General features: G+C 68.1%; 7 protein-coding genes and 2 pseudogenes. 7 read left to right on the forward strand and 2 right to left on the reverse strand.

What is annotated here, in order from left to right:
• The 3 genes and pseudogenes from ACRDUX_RS39880 to ACRDUX_RS39890 all read left to right on the forward strand — a co-directional run.
• Positions 1 to 240 (forward strand): annotated as a pseudogene (locus ACRDUX_RS39880) (alpha-amylase); the annotation flags it as partial.
• A gap of 47 nt (positions 241 to 287) precedes the next feature.
• Positions 288 to 1,472: an acyl-CoA dehydrogenase family protein gene (locus ACRDUX_RS39885; RefSeq protein WP_526422914.1), complete on the forward strand. Its 1,185-nt coding sequence runs from the start codon at positions 288 to 290 to the stop codon at positions 1,470 to 1,472.
• Positions 1,473 to 1,507: 35 nt separating this feature from the next.
• Positions 1,508 to 3,736 carry an acyl-CoA dehydrogenase family protein gene (locus tag ACRDUX_RS39890; RefSeq protein WP_526422916.1) on the forward strand — a complete coding sequence of 743 codons (2,229 nt, stop codon included), beginning with the start codon at positions 1,508 to 1,510 and terminating at the stop codon, positions 3,734 to 3,736.
• A gap of 16 nt (positions 3,737 to 3,752) precedes the next feature.
• Here ACRDUX_RS39890 and ACRDUX_RS39895 read toward each other — a convergent pair whose 3' ends face one another.
• Positions 3,753 to 3,956 carry a hypothetical protein gene (locus tag ACRDUX_RS39895; RefSeq protein WP_526422918.1) on the reverse strand — a complete coding sequence of 68 codons (204 nt, stop codon included), beginning with the start codon at positions 3,954 to 3,956 and terminating at the stop codon, positions 3,753 to 3,755.
• Between the two features lie 30 nt (positions 3,957 to 3,986).
• The gene (locus ACRDUX_RS39900; RefSeq protein WP_526422920.1) at positions 3,987 to 4,313 is read right to left on the reverse strand and encodes a nitrilase-related carbon-nitrogen hydrolase; all 327 of its coding nucleotides are present in this window, start codon (positions 4,311 to 4,313) and stop codon (positions 3,987 to 3,989) included.
• A gap of 83 nt (positions 4,314 to 4,396) precedes the next feature.
• Here ACRDUX_RS39900 and ACRDUX_RS39905 point away from each other — a divergent pair, with 83 nt between their 5' ends.
• The 4 genes and pseudogenes from ACRDUX_RS39905 to ACRDUX_RS39920 form a co-directional block, all read left to right on the forward strand.
• A complete protein-coding gene (locus ACRDUX_RS39905; RefSeq protein WP_526422926.1) occupies positions 4,397 to 4,561 on the forward strand; it encodes an FCD domain-containing protein in 165 nt (54 codons plus the stop codon).
• Between the two features lie 133 nt (positions 4,562 to 4,694).
• Entirely contained in the window at positions 4,695 to 4,940 is a 246-nt protein-coding gene (locus tag ACRDUX_RS39910; protein ID WP_526422922.1) for a BatC protein, read from the forward strand.
• Between the two features lie 9 nt (positions 4,941 to 4,949).
• Positions 4,950 to 6,161: a cupin domain-containing protein gene (locus ACRDUX_RS39915; protein WP_526422924.1), complete on the forward strand. Its 1,212-nt coding sequence runs from the start codon at positions 4,950 to 4,952 to the stop codon at positions 6,159 to 6,161.
• Positions 6,158 to 6,616: pseudogene (locus ACRDUX_RS39920) on the forward strand (sucrase ferredoxin); the annotation flags it as partial. The gene ACRDUX_RS39915 and the pseudogene ACRDUX_RS39920, both read left to right, overlap by 4 nt.

Below are 6,616 nucleotides of genomic sequence, written 5' to 3' on the forward strand. Positions count from 1 at the left end.
GACGGTGACCGTCGCTGGCTGATCATCGTCAACCTCAGTGCCGCAGACGCTTCGGGCCACGTCCGCGTGCCATGGGGTGACACGGCGGGGCGCACCCACCGTCTCGTCGACCCCATCGACGGGATGAGCTTCATCCGTTCGGGCGATGAGCTGCGCGACGGTCTAGCCGTCGAACTCGGTCCCTGGCAGTGGCACCTCTTCAATGTCGAGAGTGGACAGTTCGAGAAATCTGTCAACTGACCCCCGGCGGCGGAGGTAGCGTCTCGGGCAACGGACGGGAGACTCGGATGACGGCGGTGCCGCAGGTGCACGACGACGTCGTCGCGCGGGCGCGCGGGATGCGGGACCTGGTGCGGGCCCAGGCGGCCGAATCCGAGAGGTTGCGCACGATGTCACCCGCGGTCGTCGACGAGATGTGGGCCAGCGGGCTGATGTCGGCGCTGAACCCCGCGGTGGCCGGTGGGGTCGAGCCCTCATTCGCCGAGATGGTCGAGACCTGGATCGAAATGGCATGGCAGGACGGCTCGTTCGGCTGGACCGGGATCGCGAACATGCCGTCGTCGTTCGCCGCCGCGTCCTATCTTCCCGACCGGGGCTTCGCGGAGGTGTTCACCGATCATGACAACCACGTCACGATGGGCGGGCAGTTCGCCCCCAACGGCCAGGGTGTCGTCGTGGACGGCGGTTACCGTCTCACTGGCGCCTGGAACTTCGGCTCGGGAACCGGGCACTCGGAGTACGTCGCCGCAGGCTTCATCCCGATGGACGGCGGTGAGATGCGCTGGATCAGCGAAGGCATCCCCGAACTGTTGGTGGCGCTGCTGCCGCGGGCCGAGGTGGTCTTCACCGACGGATGGAACGTTCAGGGGCTCAAGGGCACCGGGTCCTACGACTACAAAGTCGCGGACGTGTTCGTGCCGGAGTACCGCACCTTCCGGCTGTTCACCCGCGAGCCGCTTCGCGGCGCCTCGGCCACCGGGCGGATGGGCATGATGCCGATCACCGCCGCCGGCCACGCGGCATGGGCGCTCGGGGTCGCCAAGAGCATGCTCGACGACGTCGAGGACCTCGCTGCCACCAAGTACCGGATGAGCGACATGGAGTCGCTGGCCAGCCGTCCGACCTTCCAGAAGGGGCTCGCCCACCACGTCGCCGCCTGGCGGGCCGCCCGACTGCTGGTGCTCGAGGCGTTCACCACGGCCGAGAGCGCGGTTGCGCGAGGCGATGACCTGACCCCGACGCTGCGGGTCGACATGCGGGTGGCTGCGGTCTACGCCACCGACGTGGCCAGGGAGTGTGCGCAGTGGGCCCACCTGGTTGCGGGTACCACCTCCATCCGAGAGGGCAGCCGGCTCGAGCGCGCCTTCCGCGACGTGTACACCGGTACCCAGCACGCCTTCATCAGTGAGAAGGTCGCCATCGACTCCGCGCAGGTGTGGCTCGGGATCATCGAGGATCATTTCTCGTTGTGACGCACATTGACGAGATCTCCGAGGAAGTGGGCTAGATGGCCATCGCGCTCACCGACGACCACGAGGCGCTGGCAGACAGCGTCACCGGTTTCGCGGCCCGCCACACGCCGACTACTGCGACGCGCCTGGCGTTCGACCAGTTGGCGGTTGGTGCCGAGCCGTCGCACTGGGCTGAATTGGTGCGGCAGGGGTTTCACGCCGTGCACATCCACGAGGACTTCGGCGGCCAAGGCGGCGGACTGGAAGAACTGGCGGTCGTCGTCGAGGCGGCAGGAGCCGCGCTGCTCCCTGGGCCGTTCCTGCCGACCGTGATGGCCAGCGCGGTGGTGACCCTCGCTGATGACGGCCCGACGCGCTCGGCGCTGCTCACCGATTTCGCCTCGGGCGCCACCGGAGCCGTCGTGCTTCCCACGCATGGTGTGACGGCAACGCCCGACGGCGACGGCTGGGCACTGTCCGGGTCGAGCCTCCCGGTGCTGGGCCTGCTGTCGGCGAGCGTCGTGATCGTCGGGGCGCGGTGGGCGGATGCCGTCGTCTGGGTGCGTCTGGATCTCGAAGCGCCAGGGGTCGCGCGGCAGGCGTTGGAGGGCACCGACCTGACCCGCGACGTCGGCAGGCTGAACCTCGACGACGTGCGCGTCGATGCGCTCGGTCAGGTCACCGGACTCGATGCGAACGCGGCCCGCACCGCCGTCGTCGGACTGCTCGCCGCCGATGCCGCAGGAGTGATGCAGTGGTGCCTGAACGCGTCGGTGTCCTACGCCAAGATCCGCGAGCAGTTCGGCCAGCCCATCGGTGGGTTCCAGGCCGTCAAGCACAAGGCCGCCCGGCTCTTCATCGCCGAGGAACTGGCGTCCGCCGTCGCCGCCGATGCCATCCGCAGCCTGGATCAGGACGCCGACCAGCAGAGGATCGCCGCGGAAACGGCGATCATCATCGGCACCGGTCGCGCCGTCGATGCAGTGATGGAGGCCATCACCATTCACGGTGGGATCGCCGTCACGTGGGAGCACGACCTTCACCTCTACTGGCGTCGTGCGATCAGCGTTGCGGCGCAGGCGGGTTCGGTGCGCAGTGCGCTGCGCGGTCTCGGTGAGGCGGCGCTGCACGTCAAGCGGGACTTCACGCTCTCCGCCAATGAGACCGCCGACCCGGAGTTCCGGCGGTGGGTTGGCGCGGCGCTCGACGAGGCGCAGGCGATGCCCGACGACGAACCGAGCACCGACGACCCGATGAAGGTGTACACCAGGGGACCGCGGCGCGAGTTCCTCGCCGCGCAGGGCCTGGTCGCGGCCCACTGGCCAAGGCCGTGGGGCGTCGGCGCGACGCCCGCGCAGCAGGTGATCGTCGCCGAGGAGTACGCCAAGCGGGACCTGACCCCGCCCAACGTGCTGGTCGGTGACTGGGCGGTGCCGACGATCCTGGCGCACGGCACCATTGAGCAGAAGCAGCGGTTCGCCGGGCCCACGCTGCGCGGCGACATCGTCTGGTGCCAGCTGTTCAGTGAGCCGCAGGCGGGTTCGGACCTGGCGAGCCTGAATACCAAGGCCGACAAGGTCGATGGCGGCTGGTCGCTCAGTGGACAGAAGGTGTGGACCTCCGATGCGCACCATGCGCACTGGGCGATCTGCCTGGCCCGCACGGAATCGGACGCTCCCAAGAAGCACCGTGGTCTGAGCTACTTCCTCGTCGACATGCATGCACCCGGCGTCACGGTGCGACCACTGAAGCAGCCAAGCGGTGACTCCCACTTCAACGAGGTGTTCCTCGACGGAGTCTTCGTGGCCGACGACCAGCTCCTCGGGGAGCGCGGTCAAGGCTGGGCGCTGACCATGACGACACTGCTCAACGAGCGGACGACGATCAGCTCCATGATGACGCTCGGCGATGACGACCGGGTACGCGACATCATCGACAAGGGGCTGTACTTCGGCGACCGCGGTGAAGCCGTCGATGCCCTCGGCCAGATCGTTGCCGACACGAACGGCGTTGCGGCATTGAACTATCGCGAGTCCGTGCGCCAACTCCACGGGGACCTGCTCAGTCCTGGTGCCTCGGTGGTCAAGGTCGCCTCGGCGGAACTGAGCCGCAGGACCGCGGGCATCTCGCTGGATCTGATCGGCCCAGAGGCCAGTCTCCGGCAGGCGCCCGCCGACGTCGTCTCCAACGAGATGTACGTGCCCGCCTTCCTGATCGGCGGCGGAACCGTGGAGATCCAGTTGAACGTGATCGCCGAACGGATACTCGGTCTGCCCCGCGGCTAGCTCTGCGCCGTGAACGTCACCGAGTCGCGCCGACCACGAAAGACGGTGCTGTGAAAGACATCCGGGCGGCTGCCCGCAACTCCTCTGCGAGCGGGAAGTCGTCGGGGATGTCGTCGCGGGTCAACCGACCCGAGACGGCGAGGCTGAACACCCGCCCCTCCAATGCCGCAAAGCGAGTGATTTCGGAGGTCAGGGTGGTCGATCCGGGCCACAGGCTCACGTGCAGGTCCTCGCCATCGGCGTAGAGCGCCTAGCGCGCCTGGGGCATCCAGTTCTCCCAGCAGTTCAGACCGCCGACCCGCGCGCCTGCCACCGCATGGGTGTGGAGGCCGGCAACGTCACCGTTGGCCCAGACGAGTCGTTCGTCGTATGTCGGGATCAGCTTGCGGTGATGCCCGACGAGACCGTCGTTGAGATCGGCGGTCAGCAGAGAGCAGTAGGCGGACCCGCGCCCGCTGCGCCGTCCACGCTCGGTGACGCCGACGACGAGGGTGATGTTCAGATCACCGGCGAGCTGTCGCAGCTCGTCGACCTCCGGACCGTCGATCTCGATGGCGGCGGCCAAATATATGGGCATAACAGGCCTTCTGCTCAGGATCGTCGAATCGCGCGCCCTGGGTCCGGGTCAACCAATCGCTCGACCGGACGTCGGAGACGTCCCTGACCCGTACCGGTCAACCCGCGAAGTCGCTGCGTGACCACAAGGCGATCCTGGCTGCGATCCGCGCGGGCAACCCCGCGAAGGCGGCCGATCAGATGTTGCGTCACCTGGTGGGTACCACCGACGGTCTGCTCAAGGGCGAGCGTCATCCAGAATCCGGCTGAGTCGTTTGACTTGCTCCTCCCGGGGGCAATTCCTCAATGTGCGGTCGCTGTCAGGTGGCCGCGACCAGCGCAGGGCATCACTGCCCGATGCACTGTGGCTGCAACGAAGGTCTCAAGACGAAAGAGGTTCACCATGGCACTCAACGACGAGGACATCTCCACCTCCGACACCGGCGGGGAGGGACCTGCCGACGGCGGCTCCAACCCAGGAGGTCACGACGGCGGCGCGGACGGGACTGCGGGCGGCGAGGGTCCCGCCGACGGCGGCTCGAACCCCGAGGGTCACGACGGCGGCGCCGACGGTAGTGCGGGCGAGGGACCCGCCGACGGCGGCTCCAACCCCGAGGGCCACGACGGCGGTGCCGACGGAACTGCGTAACGTCTCTCGATGCTGAATCGCTGCATCGCCACCGATACTGGGTCGTTCGCGGCCCAGTATTGGGGGCGCAGGCCGCTGCTCAGTAGTTCCGCTTCGCTGCCCCGCGACTTCAGCGATCTGCTGTCGGCGTCGGCGGTCGACGAGCTCATCGCCGAACGCGGCGTGCGCGCGCCATTCATTCGCATGGCCACCCACGGCGACCTGCTCTCGCGCGAGTGCTACCTGGGATCAGCCGGCTTCGGCGCCGAGATGCCCGACCAAGTGGATTCAGCCAAGGTGCTGACCCAATTCGCCAGTGGCGCAACGATCGTCCTGCAGGGACTGCATCGGCTGTGGCCACCGCTCATCGACTTCGTCCGCCACATGGTCGACGATCTCGGACACCCGGCACAGGCCAACGCCTACATCACGCCGCCCGACAATCAGGGGTTCGATCCGCACTACGACGTCCACGACGTGTTCGTCCTACAGGTAGCGGGGCAGAAGCACTGGATCGTGCACGAGCCGGTGCACGAGGATCCGCTGCCATCGCAACCGTGGACCGAGCACCGGGCCGCGATCAGCGAACGCGTCGAGGACCAGCCGATCATCGACGCCGTGCTGTCACAAGGGGATGCGCTGTACCTCCCCCGCGGCTGGATTCACTCCGCGCAGGCGCAGGAGACGACGTCCATCCACCTGACCATCGGGGTTTCCGCGGTCACCGGTCTGGACGTGGTCCAATCCGTCGTCGACACGTTGGCAGGAATCGGTGAGTTCCGGAAGTCCCTGCCGATGGGGGTCGATCCATCCGACCAAGGCGCGATGGCGGCGATCGCGACGAAGATCATGGCCGAGCTGGCCGACACCATGCGCCATCGCGGTGCCGAAATCAGCGAGAGCGGAGCCGCGAGGTTGTCGCGACGTCACGCGGACCGCACACGACCCGTTCCCGTCCGGCCGCTGGCGTCGTTGGACGCCGCCCAGCACGCCGGGACCACATCGGTGATCTGGCGCCGCGGCCTCGTCGCCAACACAGATCACTACGCCGACCGCGTCGTGCTGCGCCTTTCAGACCGGACCATCACCTTCCCTCCGTCGTGCGGGCCCGCGGTCGACGCCCTCGTACATGGACTCGTCGCCGATGCCTCATCGCTGCCCGGCCTCGACAGCGCAGATGCGGCGGTGCTCATTCGGAGACTGCTCAGGGAGTCGGTCGTGGTGCCCGCGAGTCGCGGATGACCTCCGCGAAACCGCCTCCGTGCAGCGACCAGTCCCTGACCCGCAGCGACCCGCTGTACGGCACTGCCTCCGCGGGGATGGCGTGGGTGCTGCTCGAACTCCCGGGCGCGTGGGGACGCTCCGCATTGCTGCAGTCCCCGGCGATCATCCAGCCCGACCTGGGGCGTGCCATTGCCCGCCGCTTCGAGTCCGCGGGTATGAGGATCGCGGCGATACGGCGCCCAGGTCGTCGTTCCGAGACACTGCGATGGCGATGGTTCATCGCCCACTCCGGTGAGGGGAGCGAGGCGCTGTACGCGGGCGAGGTGAGTGGGCCCCGCGACTATCTGGACGTTGCGGTCGACGGTTCCGGCGGCGAACTGGCCACCGGACCGCTCGTCGCGGTGTGCGCGCACGGAAAGCACGACCAGTGCTGCGCGGTTCGAGGACGCGGCGCGACCGCGGCGATCGCGGAG

Origin of the sequence: Mycobacterium sp., assembly GCF_050701675.1 — a bacterium.
In the GTDB taxonomy this organism is placed as follows: domain Bacteria; phylum Actinomycetota; class Actinomycetes; order Mycobacteriales; family Mycobacteriaceae; genus Mycobacterium.